Raw genomic sequence first — 17,444 nt, forward strand, 5'->3', positions numbered from 1 at the left:
GGCAACGATCCCACCCCACTCACCCGCCCAGCCGCCGTCGGTCAGTCGCCGTGGGCCACGTGGCGCAGCGGCCGCCAGATCAGGACGACGAAGACCGCCGACCCGGCGAAGGCGAACCAGAACGGCGCGGTCACGCCGACGTGCTGCGAGAGCACCGCTCCGAACCCGCTGCCGATCGCCAGTCCACCGAACGTGCCGACGGTGTTGACGGCGCCGACCCGGCCCTGCAACCCGTGCGGGACGGCGCGCTGGCGCACGGTGATCGACGTCGAGCCCCAGACGAACGCGTGCGCGCCGAAGACGAAGAACACGGGGAGCGCGACCCACGGGGTCCGGGCCAGCGCGAGGCCGAGGTGGGTGAAGGTCTCGACCACCAACCCGATCCGCATGAGGTTGCCCAGGGAGACGTGGCGGGTGATCCAGCCGTAGGCCAGGACGCCGACGATGCCGCCGGCCGCTCCGACGGTGGTCACGAGGCCGAAACCGATCTCGCCCAGCCCGATCCGGTCCCGCGCGTAGAGGACGAGCACCGACCACGCGGCACCGAAGGTGACGTTGAAGATGAAGATCGTCGCGACGAGGACCCGCACGGCCGGGTGGTGGGCGGTCCAGCGGATCCCCTCCGCGACGTCGTGCCACGGCGTGGTGCTCGCGCGTTCCGCCTCCCGCGCGGGGAGGCGCATACGGGCGACGAACACCGCGGCGAGGGCGCAGAGCCCGGCCTGGGCCGCGAACGGGGTCGCGTGGGCGAGGGTGAAGAGCAGGGCGCCCAGCGGTGGACCGGCGAGCTGGTTCACCGTGACGAAACCCGTCTGGATGCGGGCGTTCGCGACCGCCAGGTCGTCGCGGGCGACGAGCATCGGCAGCAGCGTGCTCGCCGTGTTGTCCGCGAAGACTTCGGCGGTCGCGAGCAGGAACAATGCGCCGAGGACGAGCGGGATGCTCGCGTGCCCGGTCGCGACGACCGCGGCCAGCGCGACGAGGACGAGGGCCCGCACACCGTCGACGGTGAGGACGATGAGCCGCCGATCGACCCGGTCGGAGAGCACCCCGGCGCTCAACCCGAACAGCAGCGGCGGCAGCCACGCCGCGAGCGCGGCCAACGCCACCGGGAACGCGTCGTCGGTGAGGGAGGCGACCAGCAACGGCCCGGCGGCCAGCGCCAGTCCGTCGCCCAGGTTGCTGGCCCAGCTGGAGGCGATGAGCCAGCGGAAACCCGTCCCGAGCCGGCGGGGGAGGACGACCTCGACCACGCGGGCGGCGTTGCTCACCCGAGCACCGTGGCACACCCCTCCCGGCGGGGACCAGCGACTTCTAGGAGGCCCGGCGGTTCCCCCGGCGCCCGGCCCGCGAGCGCAGGTAGTCGTCGACGACGTAGCGCCCCAGTCGTTCGGGGCTGGGCGAGAGGACGCGCCCACCGTTGCGCCGGGCCACGGCCTCGACGAAGCGACGCAGCCCCGGGTCCTCGCCGAGCATGAACAGGTTGATCGTCGCGCCGAACCGGGTGAGCTGGTCGACCTCCTGCACGGTGGCCCGGATGGTGGCCTGCGTCGGCGGCCACTGGAACACCGCCTCGGGGGTGCCGTAGGTGTCGTCGAGGTGGGCGGTGGGTTCCCCGTCGGTGATGACGAGGACGACGGGTTCGGCGTCGGGGTGCCGCCGGACGTGGCGGCGGGCCAGGCTCAGCGCGTGCTGCAGGTTGGTGCCCTGCACGAAGTCGGGTTCGACCTCGGCGAGTTCGCCGACCGTCATGGGCTGCGCGTGCAGCCCGAACCCGATGATCTGCAACGCGTCGTTGGGGAACTTCGTCGAGATCAGGTGTGACAGCGCGAGTGCCGTCTCCTTCATCGGACCCCAGCGGCCTTCGGCGGCCATCGAGTACGACAGGTCGACGCACAGCGCGACGGCGGCCCCCGCGCGACGTTCGGTCTCGACGACCTCGAAGTCCTCCCAGGACAGCTTCACCGCCCCCGTGCGTCCCTGCGCCGCGCCGCGCTTCAGCGCGTTCGAGACGGTCCGGACGACGTCGAGGGGTTGTTCGTCGCCGAACTCCCAGCCCCGCGTGGACCCGGTCGGTTCACCGCCCGCACCGGCGTCGCGGTTGTCGTGGTCGCCGCGACCACCCGCGTCGAGGCGACCGAGCACGTCGCGCAACGCGGTCTGACCGAGCCGGCGCAACGCCTTGGGGGACAGCGTGAGTCCCTCGGAGGAGCGGGACAGCCAGCCCTGCCGCTGGAGCTCCCGCTCGAGGTCGCGCAGCCGGCGCAGGTCGTCGGCGGCACCGCGGCCGAGCTGGCGTTCCAGGACGTCGACGTCGACGTCGTCCAGCGTCGCGCCGGGGTGCTCCTGGCCGAGCTGGTCGAGCAGGTCGTCGAGCTCGGAGATGTCCTGCAGCGCGTCGGCCGCCTCGCCGTAGCCGAGGGGTTCGCTGCCGCGCTGACCGCGGACCCGTTCCCCGCGGGAGAAGTCCAGGTCGGGGCGCAGGGCGCGCAGGTTGTCGTTGAGCTGGGACATCTGCGCCTGGAGGTCGACGTCGTCGCCCATGGCCTGCTGCATCAGCGAGGACAGCTCGTCGCGCTGCTGCGGCGAGAGCGAGCGCATCAACCGCGACGCCGCCGCGGCGCGGCGGGCGAGGGAGTCGACCAGGTCGTCGAGGTTCTCGATGCCCTCCTCGCCGAGGGTGTCGCCGTGCTTGGCCATGAACTCGTCGAAGTCGGCCTGGGTGTCCTCCCCCCGGGCCTTCTTGGCGAGGAGGTCGTTGAGGTCGCTCATCATGTCCTTGAGCGCCTGCATGGTCGAGGGGTCGCCGCTCTCCAGCGCCTGCTTCATGCCGCGGAACTGCTGGTCGAGCACGTCGTTGCGCAGGCTCTCGAGGATCTGCTGGTACTGCTGACGGGCCGATTCGCTGGCCCACTGGTAGTCCTCGAGGTCGCGGACGGCCTGGGCGGTGGAGCGGGGGAGCGCGTCGAGGCGGGCCTCGTTGAAGCGGGCGTCGTCGCCGTCGCGGCCGGAGAGTTCGTCGCGTTCGGCGGCGAGGGCCTGGTCGAGCTGGGCGCGGGCCTTGGTCAGGGCGCCGTCGAGGTCCCCGCGGCGGGCCGCGTCGCGGCGCATCCGGGCGGCCCGGGCTCGCAGGTCGTCCATGCCGGAGCGGCCGTCGGGCCCGTTGCGCAGCAGGTCGCGCAGGGCGTCGCGCAGCGAGCCGCCGCGCAGGACCTGCTGGCCGACCTCGTCCAGCGCCGCCCGGACGTCGTAGGGCGGGGCCAGCGGATCGGGGCCGCCCGCCCACTCCCCGTAGCGGTACCGTCCGCCGCGTCGCCTGCTCCAGCTGTCCCGACCGCCCGCATCACGTCCTGCCACGCCTCAGAAGCTACGTCCGACCTCGGACATCCGCCACGGGCTTCTCGACGGAGCGTCGCCCGACCCCTGATTTCCATGACAGTTTGTCTGGACAAAGGGGGTCGTCCGGGTGGCATGATGGGCCGCGTTCGACACCTTGGCGGGAGTCGTCCCGCCGATGACGTCCGAGGAGGGCTTCGTGACCACCACCACCGCCAGCACCACCGCCGACGCTGGTGCGCTCGACCTGCCGCTCGTGCAGCACTGGATCTCCGGTGCCGCCTCTGCGGGGTCCGGCGACCGAGCGGCGGACGTCTACGACCCGGCCACCGGCAAGCGCACCAAGACCGTCGCTCTCGCCTCGCCCGGGGACGTGAACGCCGCCGTCGCCGCCGCCAAGGCCGCGTTCCCCGCCTGGCGCGACACCTCGCTCGCCCGCCGCACCACGATCCTGTTCAAGTTCCGCCAGCTCCTCGACGAGCGCAAGGGCGAGCTCGCCGAGATCATCACCGCCGAGCACGGCAAGGTCGTCTCCGACGCCCTCGGCGAGGTCTCGCGCGGCCAGGAGGTCGTGGAACTCGCCTGCGGCATCAACCACCTGGTGAAGGGCGCGTTCACCGAGAACGCCTCCACCAAGATCGACGTCTACTCCATCCGCCAGCCGCTCGGCGTCGTGTCGATCATCTCGCCGTTCAACTTCCCGGCGATGGTCCCGATGTGGTTCTTCCCCGTCGCCATCGCGGCCGGCAACACCGTCGTCCTCAAGCCGAGCGAGAAGGACCCCTCCGCGGCGAACTTCATCGCCCGGCTCTGGAAGGACGCCGGGCTGCCCGACGGCGTCTTCAACGTCCTGCACGGCGACAAGGTCGCCGTCGACGGCCTGCTGACCCACCCCGACGTCGCCTCCGTCTCCTTCGTGGGTTCCACCCCGATCGCGAAGTACGTCTACGAGACGGGCACCGCGCACGGCAAGCGCGTCCAGGCCCTCGGCGGCGCGAAGAACCACATGCTCGTCCTGCCCGACGCCGACCTCGACCTGGCCGCCGACGCGGCCGTCAACGCCGGGTTCGGCTCCGCCGGGGAACGCTGCATGGCCGTCTCCGCCCTCGTCGCGGTGGACTCGGTCGCCGACGAGCTCATCGCCAAGATCAAGGACCGCGTCGCGACCCTGCGCACCGGTGACGGCCGGCGCGGGTGCGACATGGGCCCGCTGGTCACCGGCGCCCACCGCGACAAGGTCACCGGCTACGTCGACGCCGGCGTCACCGAGGGCGCGGAACTGGTCATCGACGGCCGCGAGGTCGTCCCCGACGGCGATGCGGACGGTTTCTGGCTCGGGCCCACCCTCTTCGACAAGGTCGGCACCGACATGTCGATCTACACCGACGAGATCTTCGGCCCGGTCCTCTCCGTCGTCCGCGTCGAGAGCTACGCCGAGGGTCTGGACCTCATCAACGCCAACAAGTACGGCAACGGCGTCGCCATCTTCACCAACGACGGCGGGGCCGCGCGGAAGTTCCGCAACGAGGTCCAGGTCGGGATGATCGGCATCAACGTACCGGTCCCCGTCCCGGTCGCGTACTTCTCCTTCGGCGGCTGGAAGCAGTCGCTGTTCGGCGACACCCACGCCCACGGCGTCGAGGGCGTCCACTTCTTCACCCGCGGCAAGGTCGTCACCGAACGCTGGCTCGACCCCAGCCACGGCGGCCTGAACCTGGGGTTCCCGCAGAACGACTGAGTCTCACAGGGGGCGCGTCCACACTGGGTGGGTGCGCCCCCTCCGTCGTCACCTGCGGGGTGCCGAGATCGCCCTGGTCTACGCCGTCATCGTCCTCGCGGTGTTCGCGGCCCTCAAGGTGCAGCCCGACCGCGACCAGGTCGCGTTCGTCCAGGACTCCAGCACCAACCTCGCGAACCTGCGCCGCTTCCCGTTCCGGGTGCTGCTGCTGTCCTCGATCGTCGTCCCGGACGGCGAGGGCCTGCTCATCCTCGTCCCGCTCGTGCTCGCCCTGACCGCCTGCACCCGGTGGATCGGCCGGGTCCCCACCCTGCTGGCGTTCGGGTTCGGCCACGTCGGCGCCACCCTCACCGTCGCCGTGGTGCTCGCCGCCCAGCTGACCCACGGCCGACTCGACCCGGGCGTCGCGCACGCCCCCGACGTCGGCGTCAGCTACGGGCTGGCGTGCGTCATCGGTCTGCTCGCGGCCAGGGTGCCGCGACGGGTGCGGCTGCCCTACGTCGTGCTGCCCGCCGTTGCACTCGTCGCGATCCTGGCCCTCGCGCCGGACTTCACCGCGGTGGGCCACCTCATCGCCCTCGGGATCGGCCTGACGTTCGCGCTCGTGGCCCACCGGGCCAGACAGGCTCAGCTGCCGTAGACCGTCCGGCCGTCGTCGAGGACGAGCTTGTCGAGACGACGGGTCAGGTGCAGGGACTCGAGGACGAACTCGACCCCCGACGCCGCGCGACCCGCGGTGGCGTCCGCCAACCCCAGCCGGTCCAGGACCTGCGCGAGCCCCGCGATCGTCCCGACCTGTTCCAGCAGCTTCTCCGCCGGCACCAGATCACCGGTCTCGACGGTGCGGCCCTCGGTCACCAGTTCGGAGAACCCGGACAGTTCGGCCCCGCCCAGCAGCGAGCGGTAGGTCTCGGCGATCGCGGTGCGCAGCAGGTGCTCGAGGACCTCGACCTCCCGGCCCTCCTCGCCCTGCTCGAACTCCACCTTGCCGCCGAGCACGCTGACGACGGTGTGCAGGTCCCCCACGCGCGCGACCGGGTCCCCGGTCTCACCGGACAACGCGTGCCGACGCAGGGCGGCCGCGGAGACCGTCTCGGCCGCCGCGATCGAGAACCGGGCCGAGACGCCGGAAGCCGGGTCGACGGCGGGCGACTCGCGCACCGCGCGGGTGAACCGGGCGATCACCTCGAGGAGGTGCTCCGGGACCTCCGCGACGACGTCGGCCTCCTGACGGACGAGGTCGATCTCGGTGGACACCTCCAGCGGGTAGTGCGTGCGCACCTCGGCCCCGAAGCGGTCCTTCAACGGCGAGATGATCCGGCCGCGGTTGGTGTAGTCCTCGGGGTTCGCGCTCGCCACCAGCAGCAGGTCCAGCGGCAACCGCAGCTGGTAGCCGCGGACCTGGATGTCACGCTCCTCCAGCACGTTCAGCAGTGACACCTGGATGCGTTCGGCGAGGTCGGGGAGTTCGTTGACGGCGAAGATCCCGCGGTTGGTGCGGGGCACCAGACCGAAGTGGATCGTCTCCGGGTCGCCCAGGGCCCGACCCTCGGCGACCTTCACCGGGTCGACGTCGCCGATGAGGTCACCGACGGAGGTGTCCGGCGTGGCGAGCTTCTCGCCGTAGCGCAGCGAGCGGTGCAACCAGGCGACCGGCAGGTCGTCGCCCTCGGCCGCCACCCGGCGCCGCGAGGCCGGCGTGAGGGGTGCGTAGGGGTGCTCGTTGAGCTCGCTGCCCTCGATGACGGGGGTCCACTCGTCGAGCAGACCGACGAGGGAACGCAGCAGCCGGGTCTTGCCCTGACCGCGTTCGCCGAGCAGGACGACGTCGTGACCGGCGAGCAGGGCCCGTTCCAGTTCGGGTGCGACGGTGTCCTCGTAGCCGACGACACCGGGGAAGCGGTCCTCACCCGCCCGCATGCGGGCGACGAGGTTGGCGCGCAGTTCCTGCTTGACCCCGACGTGGCGGTGCCCGGAGGCCCGGAGCGCGCCGAGGGTGCGGGGGAGCTCCGCAGGGGGTTCGAGGGGGAGCGTGGGAATCTCACTGGTGCTCACGAGGTGAAACCTACGTCCGGTCGCGACGACGCGCACCGGCGTTCGTGCCCAGCACGGGCTGACCGGCCCGCCGGAGGGCAGGATGATCCCGTGCAACGCGCTGCCGACCGCGCCGGGAGACACCCGGCCCACGATCCCTCCCGCCCCTACGTCTCGCCGGCGCTCCGCCTCGCGGCCGACTGGTCCTGGCGGTTCATCGCCGTCGTCGGCGCGGTGGTCGTCCTGGCCTACGGACTGAGCTTCGTCAGCGAGATCCTCATCCCCGTCCTGGTGGCGCTGCTCATCACCGCGCTGCTCGGGCCGCTCGTCGGTCGCGCGAACCGCCTGGGGGTGCCGCGCCCCGTCGCCGCCCTCGTCATCCTGCTGCTGGCGCTCGCCATCGTCGCCGGCCTCGTCACGCTCATCTCCACCCAGGCCGCCAGCGGGTTCGGCGACCTGTCCGACTCCGCCACCGAGGGCGTCGGCGAGGTCGAGCGCTGGCTCTCCAGCGGCCCGCTGCACCTGTCGTCGTCGGCGATCTCGGGCTACGTCGACCAGGTGGAGACGGCGATCTCCGACAACCGCGAGGCCATCGTCTCGGGGGCGACCTCGGTCGCCACCACGGCCGGGCACCTCGTGGCCGGCTTCTTCATCACCCTGTTCGCGACCTTCTTCTACCTGCTCGAGGGCCGTCGGATCTGGTCCTGGTTGCTGCACCTCATGCCGCAGCCGGCCCGCGACCCCCTGGACGACGCCGCCCGCTCGTCGTGGTTGACCCTCGTGCACTACATGCGCGCCACCGTCATCGTCGCCTTCGTCGACGGCGCCGGGGTCGCGATCGGGGCGGCCATCCTGCAGGTGCCGCTGGCGGTGCCGCTCGGTCTCGTCGTGTTCCTCGGCGCGTTCATCCCGATCGTCGGGGCCCTGCTGTCCGGCATCGTCGCCGTGCTGGTCGCGCTCGTGGCTCAGGGGCCCGTCGTCGCGCTCATCATGCTCGGCGTGATTATCCTGGTCCAGCAGGTCGAGAGCCACCTGCTGCAGCCCTTCCTCATGGGCCGGGCCGTGGCCGTGCACCCGCTGGCCGTGATCCTCGCCGTCGCCGGCGGGGCGACGGTCTTCGGGATCGTCGGTGCCCTCTTCGCCGTGCCGCTCGTCGCGGTGCTGAACACCGGCGTCTCGGCGCTGGCCCGCTCGGGGAGACCCACCGAGGAGGTCGCGGAGATCGACGCCTCGGACGCGCCGCTGGCCCCCGACACCCCCGCACCCAACGACGCCTCCGAGCACCTCGACGACGAGAGCGCGCCGGACGTCAAGCGCTGAGGCTGGTCCCGGGGCGGTGGGATCGTTGCCTCCCCGAGGTCGTCTGGTGACCTCGGGGAGGCAACGATCCCACCGGGAGCCGCAAGCCTCAGGCGTGGAACGGCTCGCTGCTGAGGATCTTCACGGGCACCTTCTTGCCGCTCGGCGCGGTGTAGGCGACCTCGGTCCCGGGCTGCTTGCCGATGATCGCCGCGCCCAGCGGCGACTTCTCGCTGTACACGTCGAGACCGGCGCCGTCGCCCATCTCCCGGCTGCCGAGCAGGAAGACCATCTCCTCGCCGGCCAGCTCGACCGTCACGACCGAGCCGAGGGTGACCTCGCCGGCCACCGACGGCGGGGCCTCGCCGACCTGCGCGGTCTCGAGCAGGTGACGCAGCTGACGGATGCGCAGCTCCTGCTTGCCCTGCTCCTCCTTGGCGGCGTGGTAGCCGGCGTTCTCCTTGAGGTCGCCCTCCTCGCGCGCCTGCTCGATGCGCTTGGCGAGCTCGGTGCGGCCTTCCCCGGCGAGGTGGTCGTACTCCGCCTTCAGCCGGTCGAAGGCGTCCTGGGTCAGCCACGTCACGCTGCCGGTGGTCGTCTCGCTCACGGTCTGCTCCCTGTCACGTGCCCCGGGCGGGCCTGGTGCCCTCCCGCAAACAATCGAGTCGCCGGCCCCGCGACCGCGGGAGCGAGCGACTCGAACGGTCAAGCTTAGTCCTCGAACCGGGACGGCTCCACTGCTACTCCACCGTGCTGCAGGACTCCACGCCCACCGTCACGGCCCGCGACGTCGTCCTGACCTGCACCGACTCCTGGACGTCGCGCTCGTTCGAGGCGGGGACGTCGACCTGCAGCAGCCCCACCTCGGAGGACCCCTCGTCGAGGGCGTGCACCTGGCAGCGCACGGCCGTCCCCGGCTCGCGGGTCACGCTGAAGCGGATCTCGGCGGTCCGGTCGTCGACGATGGTGTGGCTGATCTCCTGGTACGCCGCGCCCGAGGACTGCGCCACCGAGATCCACACGCCGTAGGCGATGACCAGCACCGCGCCGACGATCGCGGCGCCGAGGCGCACCGGGCTGCGGTACCAGGGCCTGCCGGTGCGCCGGGGACGACGTCCGTAGCGTTGCGCGAGCACGTCGGGGGGAAGGTCCCGGGGCGCCTGGCGGCTGGACACGGTGAGCTCCTGGGGTGACGGGCGAGGGTGGTGCTCGCGGGGCGGGACGGATCGGCGAGGATGGACCCCGATCGTCCCACCCGCCCGGCGCGGGAGGGGACGCAGAGGGCGACAGGTACACGGGGAAGAGGGATCAAGGTGGCGGAGACGTTGCGGCTGATGGCTGTGCACGCCCACCCGGACGACGAGTCGAGCAAGGGTGCGGCCTCGATGGCGCGCTACGTCTCCGAGGGGGTCGAGGTGCTGGTCGTCTCGTGCACCGGCGGGGAGCGCGGCGACGTGCTGAACCCGCGGCTGAAGGAGAACGCGTCCCTGCTGCGGGACATGGGCGAGTACCGCCGGCACGAGATGGCCGAGGCCGCGCGCATCCTCGGGGTGCAGCACCGCTGGCTCGGCTACGTCGACTCCGGACTGCCCGAGGGCGACCCGCTGCCGCCGCTGCCGAGCGGCTGCTTCGCGCTGACCCCGGAGGAGTTCACCGTCGACGCGCTGGTCCACGTCGTGCGCGAGTTCCGTCCGCACGTCATGACGACCTACGACGAGTCGGGCGGCTACCCGCACCCGGACCACATCATGACCCACGTCGTCTCCCGCGCCGCCTTCGACGCCGCCGCGGACCCGGCGAGGTTCCCGCAGGCCGGGGAACCGTGGCAGATCTCCAAGCTCTACTACCACGCGAACTTCTCCCGGGCCCGGATGCGCACCTTCCACGAGGCCCTGCTCGCCCAGGGCAAGGAATCGCCCTTCGCGGAGTGGATCCAGCGCATGGACGACGAGGCCGCGAACCCCGACGCCCCGAAGCGCACCGAACTCGAGATCACCACGCGGATCGAGTGCGCGGACTTCTTCGAGACCCGGGACCGGGCGCTGCTCGCGCACGCCACCCAGATCGATCCCGACGGCTGGTTCTTCGGGGTCCCGATGGAACTCCAGCGCGACCTGTGGCCGACCGAGGACTACCACCTCGCGTTGAGCCACGTCCCCACGACGACCCCCGAGGACGACCTGTTCGCCGGGCTGCGGGACGGCGCGTGATCACCGCCCTGCTCGTGGCGGCGACGCCGTCGCCCAGTTCGACGACGACGAAGACGGTCGACCCGAACCTGGTGAACCCCGGGTTGTGGGGTTTCCTGGCGCTGTTCTTCCTGGCGCTCGCCGTGTACCTGCTGGGCCGCAGCATGGCCCGGCGGGTGCGCTCGGTGAACCAGCGCGCGCGCCTCGAGGAGGAGGCGGAGGCCGAACGCGCCGCCGCCGAGTCCGAGGAGGTCGCGGTGCGACGCGCCCACGCCGCCGACGCCTCCGCCGGCGACGAGGAACCCCCGGCTCAGGGCTGAGCCCGCACCGCGGTCGCGTGGTCGGGACGGGCCAGGTGCTCCTCGACCGCGGCCAGCACCGCGACCACCGCACGGGCGGCGGTGACGTCCAGCGGGTCGGCGACCCCGGTCTCCGCCGCGGCGCGCAGCCGGTCCACGGCGCGGCGGAGACCTTCCTGCGGGGTCCCGTGGAAACGGGGTAGCTCGTGCCTGCCGCCCGGGCCCCAGACGGTCGCGGAGGACCCGCCCGTTCCCGGGGGCGCGGTGAGGGTCAACGACAGTTGCGTGCCGGCCCCGTTCGCGTGTTCCAGCGAGACGGTCACGGCGTCGCGCACACCCCGTCCGGCGGCGACGCGGCTCACCGGGCCGAAGAGTTCGTGGACGATCGACAGCGCGTGCGGTCCGGTGTCCCAGGACCCCAGGCTCGCCCGGCGCCACGGGGAGTCGCCGTACGGGTTCCCCGGAGTGTCGATGCTCCCCGCCCACCGGAACACCCCGCCCTCCCACGGGCCGTGCTCGTCCGCGAGTTCCCGCATCCGCGCCAGCCAGTCGGTGATGTCCGGCTGGAACAGGTAGGTCAGGTAGGTGATCGAGGCGACGCCCGTCTCCCGGGTCGCCGCGACGACGTCGTCGGCCGCGGCCAGGTCGAAGGACAGCGGTTTCTCGAGGAGCAGGTGCCTGCCGCGCCGTGCCGCGGCGGCGGCCAACGGGGCCTGGACGTCGGGGGGCAGGGCGATGGTCACCGCGTCGACGGCGTCGAGGAACGCGTCGAGGTCGTCGAACCCGGAGCCGCCGTACTCGTCCGCCGCCGCGCGGGCCTTCGCGAGGTCGCGCCCGTGGAACCCCACCAGTTCCACGTCCGGGTGCTCCTGCAGCGCCGCGCCGTGACACGTGCGGGCCCAGTACCCGGTGCCCAGGACACCGAAGCGCACCGGCGCGCTCACGGTGCCTCGACCAGTTCGACCAGCGTCATCGTCCGCAGCATGACGAAGCAGATCCGTCGGCCCCCGAACGCGACGGCCGGGACCGGCGGCGAGACCACCCGAGCCCCCACGGCCTGGAACTGCGCGACGCTGTCGTCGAAGGTGGGCGTCTCGTAGGCCTGCTGGTAGATCCGGGCCGGCCCCTTCAGCCACGGGTCCAGCGTCGTGCTGCCCACGAGGTTCACGAGGAGCTCGACGCGCGGCTGTCCCGGCGCGACGAGGAAGCGGCCCCGGACGCCCTGCGTCGGGTCCTCGAAGTCGGGACCCTCCGGGGTGTAGCCGAGGAGTGCGTACCCGGCCTGCTCCCGGTCCAGGTCGCGGCAGGCGACGCCGACGTGGTGGAACGTGAGCCCGGCGACGGGGAGCGGATCGGTCACGGGGAGACGCTACCGGCTGCCCCGGGAGGCGGGTCGGGCCCTGCGCGCCCGCCCTTCCCGCCGCCCGTCCCCGCCGCCGTCGGCGAGCCCGCGGGGGAGGGGCGTGACACCGTGAACCCCGTGCCGAACCGCCTCCACCGCTCCACCAGCCCGTACCTGCTCCAGCACGCCCACAACCCCGTCCACTGGCAGGAGTGGGGGCCCGAGGCCTTCGCCGAGGCCGCCGCGCGGGACGTCCCGGTCCTCGTCTCCACCGGCTACGCGGCCTGCCACTGGTGCCACGTCATGGCCCACGAGTCCTTCGAGGACCCCGAGACCGCGGCGCAGATGAACGCCGGGTTCGTGTGCGTGAAGGTCGACCGCGAGGAACGGCCCGACGTCGACGCCGTCCACATGGCCGCGACGACGGCGATGACGGGTCAGGGGGGCTGGCCGATGACGACGTTCTGCACCCCCTCGGGTGAGGTGTTCTACGCGGGCACCTACTTCCCGCCCCGGCCGCACCCCCAGCTCCCCTCGTTCCGGCAGGTCCTCGGCGCGGTCGGCGAGGCCTGGCACGAACGCCGCGAGGAGGTCCTGGCCTCCAGCGGACGGATCGCGGCGGCCCTCGGGTCGATGACCCCGTCCGCCGGGGAGGTTCCCGACGCCGCCGCGCTGGACCGCGCCGTCGACACCCTCGCCGCCGAGGAGGACGTCGTCCACGGCGGTTTCGGCGGGGCGCCGAAGTTCCCGCCGGCGATGGTGGTGGAGTTCCTGCTGCGCCACGCCGCCCGGACGGGGTCCGAGGTCGCGGCCGGGCTGGCCGGGCGGACCCTCACCGCCATGGCCCGCAGCGGCATGGCCGACCAGGTCGGTGGCGGGTTCGCCCGCTACGCCGTCGACGCCGGCTGGGTCGTCCCGCACTTCGAGAAGATGTTGTACGACAACGCGTTGCTGGCCCGTGCCTACCTGCACTCCTACCGGGCCACGGGTTCCACGGAGCACCGCCGGGTCGCCGCGCAGGCGTGCGAGTTCCTGCTCACCGACCTGCGCACCCCGCAGGGCGCGTTCGCCGCGTCCCTCGACGCCGACACCCCCGTGCTCGACGCCGACGGCACGGAGCACGCGGTCGAGGGTGCCACCTACGTGTGGACCCCGGGCGACCTCGTCGAGGTCCTCGGCCTCGACGACGGGCCCTGGGCCGTCACCCTCCTCGGCGTCACCGAACAGGGGACCTTCGAGCACGGCACGTCGACGGCCCGGCTCACCCGGGAGCTCACCGGCGACGAGGCCGGCCGCTGGCACCGGGTGCGGGAACGGCTCGCCGCGGCCCGCACCGACCGTCCGCAACCCGCCCGTGACGACAAGGTCGTGCTGGCCTGGAACGGGTTGGCCGTCGCCGCCCTCGCCGAGGCCGGCGCGCTCCTCGCTCGCCCGGACCTGCTGCTGGCCGCCGACGAGGCGGCCCGCTTCCTCCTGGAGGTCCACCGCACCGACGACGGCTGGCGCCGGGTCTCGCGCGACGGTGTCGTCGGCCGACCCGCCGCCGTCCTCGAGGACCTCGCCGACCTGGCCGAGGGGCTCCTCGCCCTGCACGCGGCGACGGGGGAGCGCCGCTGGTTCGAGGTCGCGCGCGACCTGGGCGAGGAGGTCCTCGCCCGCTTCACCGGGGCGGACGGGTCGTTCCTCGACGTCGCCGACGTCGACCCGGCGCTGTCCGCCGCCCGCGGTGGCGCGGGTGCCCCCTCCGACCCCTCCGACGGGGCCACCCCGTCGGGGACGTCCGCGGCCGCCGGCGCCTTGCTCAGCCTCGGCGCCCTCACCGGCGAGGCCCGGTTCCGCGACGGTGCCCTGCGCGCCCTCGCCACCGTCGGGGCGCTCGCGTCGGCGTCCCCGAGGTTCGCCGGCTGGGGCCTCGCCGTCGCCGAGGCGTTGGCCGACGGTCCCCGCGAGGTCGCCGTCGTCGGCGAACCCGGCGATGCGGGGACCGCTGCGCTGCACCGCACGGCGCTCGCCGGAACCGCCCCGGGGCTGGTGATCACCCGCGGGGTTCCCGGCGACTCCGTGCCGGAACTGCTGAAGGACCGGGCCCTCGTCGGCGGTCTCGCAGCGGCCTACGTCTGCCGCGGCCAGGTCTGCGACCTGCCCCGCACGGAGGTGGCGGAACTCGCCGCGGTGCTGGGGGTCAGGCGCTGACCCGGTAGGTCGCCAGCGAGATGGCGACGTAGTGCGCCGCGAAGGCGACGACGGTGAAGGCGTGGAACACCTCGTGGAACCCGAACCAGCGGGGACTCGGGTTCGGGCGCTTCGTGCCGTAGGCGAGGGCACCGAGGCAGTAGAGCAGCCCGCCGACGGCCACCAGCACCGCGACGGCCACCCCGCCGCCCCTCCCGAACGCGGGCAGGTACCCGACGGCGACCCAGCCGAGCGCCACGTACGTGGGGGTGTAGAGCCACCGGGGCGCACCGATCCAGAACACCCGGAACGCCACCCCGGCCAGCGCCCCGGCCCAGACCAGGACGAGCAGGAACCGCGCCCTGCCCTCCGGCAGGGTGGCCACCGCCAGCGGGGTGTACGTGCCGGCGATGAGCAGGAAGATGTTGCTGTGGTCCATGCGCCGCAGCACGGCCTCCGCGCGCGGCGACCACGTCCCGCGGTGGTAGACCGCGCTGGTGCCGAACATCAGGGCCGCGGTGAGCGCGAAGACCAGGGTGGCGACCCGGGTCCTCGGGGTCGGGGCCAGGCAGACGAGGGCGGTCCCCGCGACGAGCACCGCGGGGAACGTCCCGGCGTGCAGCCACCCCCGCAGTCGGGGTTTCAGCCTGGCGCGCGCCGCCGCGGTCTCGTGGGGGAGGTCCACCGTCATGTCGCGACGGTACGTGCCGGACCTGTGCCCACGAGACCGCCCGTGCTCAGGAACCGAGAGCGGCGTTCATGTTCGCCGCGAACTCCTCGGGGGTGATCGCCAGGCCGAAGAGCTTCTCGATGTTGTCGAGCAGCGTCTCGGCCTCGGTGGGGGAGAGCGCCTGGTCCCAGGACTGCTGGAAGGTCTTCGCCCCGGACGCCGTGTCGTAGACGAACTGCAGCCACTTCTCGTCGTCCGACCCGGCGAACATGCTGTCCGAGCCGTTGACGATGGGTACCGAGCCGCTGTCGACCCAGGCCTTGGCCGTCGCGTCGGTGACCAGGCCCTCCGCGAAGAACTTCTTCGCCGCGGTCTTGGCCGCGTCGCTCGCCTTCGAGGAGAGCGCGTAGTACGAGGACGGGTTGCCGACGGTGTTCGTCGGGTCGCCCGCACCGCCCTCGACCGTCGGGAAGGTCGACCAGGCCAGGTTCCCCTTGGACACGAAGTCGCCGCCGTCGGTCTTCATCGACGCGTAGGTCCACGCTCCGTGCAGCATCATCGCGGCCTTGCCCGTGTAGAGCAGGGCCTGGTCGGCGTTGGAGTCGGCGGTGATGGAGGCGAAACCCTTGATGAACCCGTCGGCCTTCACCAGGTCCTGGACCTTGGTCAGCGCTTCGATCGCGGCGGGCTGCGACCAGGCGTCCGGCTTCCCCTCGTAGATCGACTGGAAGAGTTCCGCGCCACCGATGCGGTCGAAGAGGAACTCCAGCCACATCATGTTCGTCCAGCGCGACTGCCCGCCCAGGGAGAACGGCGCGATGCCCGCGGCGTTGAACACGGGGAGGAGGGCCATGACCTCCTCCCAGGTGGTGGGGATGTCCTTGCCGACCTTCGCGAACAGGGTCTTGTTGTAGAACATGACGATCGGCGAGACGTTCTCGCAGGGGACGGCGTAGATCTTGTCGTCCACCGTCGCGGCCCCGAAGGCGCTCTCGAACAGCTTGCTCTTCAGGTCCGCGTTCTCGCTGAAGAACGACGTCAGGTCCTCGACCTGGGAGGCCTCCACGTAGTTGCGCAGACCGCCGCCGCCCCAGGTCCAGATGATCGTCGGGCCCTGGTTCGCCCCGATGGCGGTCCGGATCTTCGACTTGAACGCGTCGTTCTGGAACGACGACATCGTCAGTTCGCTGTCGGGGTTCGCCTTGTTGAACGCCTTGATCGAGTCGGTGCGGATCCCCTCGGCGGGCTGGCCGGTCAGGATCCAGATGGTGGTGCCGTCCCCCCCGCCGCTGCTGCCGGCGGCCTGCCCGGGGCCGCTGTCCCCGCAGGCGGCCAGCACGCCGACGCCGAACGGGGCCGCGAGGGCGAGGGTGAGGAGGGAGCGACGGGACGTCGTGGCCATGGGGTCTCCGGTGTGCCGAGCCGCGACGTCGCGGCTGTTGCGCCTCCGCGGGCCGCAGCCCCTGGAGGACCGACGTCCTCGTCGGTCCTGCGAGCGTAGTCGACGCTGTCGGCACGCGGTCAAGGATCGCCACACGACCGGGCGTGGGAGCGTTCACGCCGAGGTATACGGTGAGCGCCGATGGGCCTCCGTGATCTCCTCTACAGCGCGTACGGGCGGCGGCTGGAACGGTCGCTCGACTCCGACGCGCTGCCCCGTCACGTGGGGATCATCCTCGACGGGAACCGTCGCTGGGCCAAGGCCTTCGGCGCGCCCAGTTCGCACGGCCACCGCGCCGGCGCCGACAAGGTCGTCGAGGTCATGGACTGGTGCGCCGAGGAGGGCATCGAGGTCGTGACCCTCTACCTCCTCTCCACCGACAACCTCAACCGCGCGGCCGAGGAACTCGAACCCCTCATCGAGATCGTCGAGGACGCCGTGGCCCGGGTGGCCGCGACCACGCGCTGGAAGGTCCACCCGGTCGGCTCCCTGGACCTGCTGCCCGATCCGAGCGCGGCCCGGTTGCGCGAGCTCGCCGAGGCCACCGCCGGCATCACCTCCGGGGTCGTGAACGTCGCCATCGGCTACGGCGGCCGGCAGGAGATCGCCGCCGCCGTCCGCGCACTGCTGCTGGAGCACGCCGCGAAGGGGACCTCGCTGGAGGAGCTGGCCGAGGTCCTGGACGTCGAGCACATCGCCGCGCACCTCTACACCAAGGGCCAGCCCGACCCCGACCTCGTCATCCGGACGTCCGGCGAGCAGCGGCTGTCCGGGTTCCTGCTGTGGCAGAGCGCGCACTCGGAGTTCTTCTTCACCGAGGTGCTCTGGCCCGACTTCCGCAAGGTCGACTTCCTGCGGGCGCTGCGCGCCTACGCCGCGCGCGAACGGCGCTACGGCGCCTGAGGGCCGGCGGCCGCCGCGTCA

The 17,444-nt window shown here is 72.5% G+C and carries 16 protein-coding genes; 7 read left to right on the forward strand and 9 right to left on the reverse strand.

The genetic code is table 11. The annotated features are described in order from the left end of the window. Positions 1-41: 41 nt before the first annotated feature. On the reverse strand, positions 42-1,271 hold the full coding sequence (locus SJY07_RS19990) for an MFS transporter (RefSeq protein ID WP_380161322.1): 1,230 nt from the start codon (positions 1,269-1,271) through the stop codon (positions 42-44). A 43-nt stretch (positions 1,272-1,314) separates the two neighbouring features. Next, on the reverse strand, positions 1,315-3,357 hold the full coding sequence (locus SJY07_RS19995) for a VWA domain-containing protein (protein WP_380161323.1): 2,043 nt from the start codon (positions 3,355-3,357) through the stop codon (positions 1,315-1,317). A 157-nt stretch (positions 3,358-3,514) separates the two neighbouring features. On the opposite strand from SJY07_RS19995, the gene SJY07_RS20000 reads away from it, so the two are divergent. Further along, positions 3,515-5,074: a CoA-acylating methylmalonate-semialdehyde dehydrogenase gene (locus SJY07_RS20000; protein WP_380161324.1), complete on the forward strand. Its 1,560-nt coding sequence runs from the start codon at positions 3,515-3,517 to the stop codon at positions 5,072-5,074. 31 nt (positions 5,075-5,105) lie between these two features. Beyond that, positions 5,106-5,714, forward strand: a complete 609-nt coding sequence (locus SJY07_RS20005; RefSeq protein WP_380161325.1) for a rhomboid-like protein — start codon at positions 5,106-5,108, stop codon at positions 5,712-5,714. Here the strand turns inward: SJY07_RS20005 and SJY07_RS20010 are convergent. Next, a complete protein-coding gene (locus tag SJY07_RS20010) occupies positions 5,702-7,129 on the reverse strand; it encodes a sigma 54-interacting transcriptional regulator (RefSeq protein ID WP_328292460.1) in 1,428 nt (475 codons plus the stop codon). The two genes, SJY07_RS20005 and SJY07_RS20010, sit on opposite strands and share 13 nt — an antisense overlap. Before the next feature lie 90 nt (positions 7,130-7,219). Between SJY07_RS20010 and SJY07_RS20015 the strand changes: the two genes are divergently transcribed. Continuing rightward, the gene (locus tag SJY07_RS20015) at positions 7,220-8,428 is read left to right on the forward strand and encodes an AI-2E family transporter (protein WP_328292459.1); all 1,209 of its coding nucleotides are present in this window, start codon (positions 7,220-7,222) and stop codon (positions 8,426-8,428) included. An 88-nt stretch (positions 8,429-8,516) separates the two neighbouring features. Here the strand turns inward: SJY07_RS20015 and greA are convergent, their stop codons facing one another. Continuing rightward, positions 8,517-9,014, reverse strand: coding sequence for a transcription elongation factor GreA (gene greA / locus SJY07_RS20020; protein WP_328292458.1), 498 nt, complete (start codon positions 9,012-9,014; stop codon positions 8,517-8,519). Positions 9,015-9,147: 133 nt separating this feature from the next. Beyond that, positions 9,148-9,582, reverse strand: a complete 435-nt coding sequence (locus tag SJY07_RS20025) for a DUF4307 domain-containing protein (RefSeq protein WP_380161326.1) — start codon at positions 9,580-9,582, stop codon at positions 9,148-9,150. A gap of 138 nt (positions 9,583-9,720) precedes the next feature. Here SJY07_RS20025 and mca point away from each other — a divergent pair, with 138 nt between their 5' ends. Both mca and SJY07_RS20035 read left to right on the forward strand, forming a co-directional pair. After that, a complete protein-coding gene (gene mca / locus SJY07_RS20030; RefSeq protein ID WP_328292456.1) occupies positions 9,721-10,617 on the forward strand; it encodes a mycothiol conjugate amidase Mca in 897 nt (298 codons plus the stop codon). Beyond that, the gene (locus SJY07_RS20035; protein WP_380161327.1) at positions 10,614-10,916 is read left to right on the forward strand and encodes a hypothetical protein; all 303 of its coding nucleotides are present in this window, start codon (positions 10,614-10,616) and stop codon (positions 10,914-10,916) included. The genes mca and SJY07_RS20035 overlap by 4 nt, the downstream gene beginning before the upstream one ends. On the opposite strand, the gene SJY07_RS20040 is transcribed toward SJY07_RS20035, so the two are convergent. Together SJY07_RS20040 and SJY07_RS20045 are read right to left on the reverse strand one after the other, a co-directional pair. Continuing rightward, entirely contained in the window at positions 10,907-11,839 is a 933-nt protein-coding gene (locus tag SJY07_RS20040; protein WP_380161328.1) for a Gfo/Idh/MocA family protein, read from the reverse strand. The two genes, SJY07_RS20035 and SJY07_RS20040, sit on opposite strands and share 10 nt — an antisense overlap. Next, positions 11,836-12,255 (reverse strand): VOC family protein, encoded by a 420-nt coding sequence (locus SJY07_RS20045; protein ID WP_328292453.1) that lies wholly within the window; start codon positions 12,253-12,255, stop codon positions 11,836-11,838. The genes SJY07_RS20040 and SJY07_RS20045 overlap by 4 nt, the downstream gene beginning before the upstream one ends. A gap of 120 nt (positions 12,256-12,375) precedes the next feature. Here SJY07_RS20045 and SJY07_RS20050 point away from each other — a divergent pair, with 120 nt between their 5' ends. Beyond that, positions 12,376-14,430 (forward strand): thioredoxin domain-containing protein, encoded by a 2,055-nt coding sequence (locus SJY07_RS20050; protein WP_380161329.1) that lies wholly within the window; start codon positions 12,376-12,378, stop codon positions 14,428-14,430. Here the strand turns inward: SJY07_RS20050 and SJY07_RS20055 are convergent. Further along, entirely contained in the window at positions 14,420-15,100 is a 681-nt protein-coding gene (locus tag SJY07_RS20055; protein ID WP_380161330.1) for a hemolysin III family protein, read from the reverse strand. The genes SJY07_RS20050 and SJY07_RS20055 overlap by 11 nt on opposite strands. A 46-nt stretch (positions 15,101-15,146) precedes the next feature. Continuing rightward, a complete protein-coding gene (locus SJY07_RS20060) occupies positions 15,147-16,481 on the reverse strand; it encodes an extracellular solute-binding protein (protein ID WP_380161331.1) in 1,335 nt (444 codons plus the stop codon). A gap of 180 nt (positions 16,482-16,661) precedes the next feature. Here SJY07_RS20060 and SJY07_RS20065 point away from each other — a divergent pair, with 180 nt between their 5' ends. After that, entirely contained in the window at positions 16,662-17,423 is a 762-nt protein-coding gene (locus SJY07_RS20065; protein WP_328292449.1) for an isoprenyl transferase, read from the forward strand. Positions 17,424-17,444: the final 21 nt, after the last annotated feature.

The organism is Kineococcus sp. R86509, assembly GCF_042466365.1.
Classification (GTDB): Bacteria; Actinomycetota; Actinomycetes; order Actinomycetales; family Kineococcaceae; genus Kineococcus.